We start from the raw sequence: 516 nt of genomic DNA on the forward strand, positions 1-516 counted from the left end.
AAACCCCGTGATAAACGTGGACGAGGGCGCGCCCCAGCTTCAAATTGAAATTGACCGCGACAGGGCGGCGAGTTTCGGCGTGTCTCTCGCCTCAATCGCATCGGAAATAAAAACCGCAATGGACGGGGACACGACCACCACTATGAGCAGGGGCAACAGGCTTATTAACATTCAAGTCCGCCTTAAAGAAGAAGACAGGCAGGGAATGCCTAATCTCGACTCAATTTCCGTAATCAGCAGAAGCGGGGCAAGGGTGTCCCTATCCAATGTCGCAAAAATAGCGGAAGGACGCGCCCCTTCGTCAATAAGAAGGGAAAAACAGGAGCGCGTTATTCGCGTAACTGGAGGGCTTGCGCCAGGAATCGCAGCGACCGACTACCAGCGCCGTTTAATCAGCACGGTTAACCAGTATCTTGTTAAACGCGAAGGGGTAACTGTGCGGTTCCTAGGCGAAGCGCAGGAAATTCAGTCTTATACGGGGCGCTATGTTTTGATCATCGTTACGGCGGTTTTTCT

The 516-nt window shown here is 52.5% G+C and carries 1 protein-coding gene; it reads left to right on the forward strand.

Translation table 11 applies throughout. The annotated features are described in order from the left end of the window. The coding region (locus ACYVTD_RS16170; RefSeq protein ID WP_461248702.1) for an efflux RND transporter permease subunit at positions 1-516 on the forward strand (516 nt) is incomplete at both ends.

It is taken from the genome of Treponema sp. R6D11 (assembly GCF_054786075.1).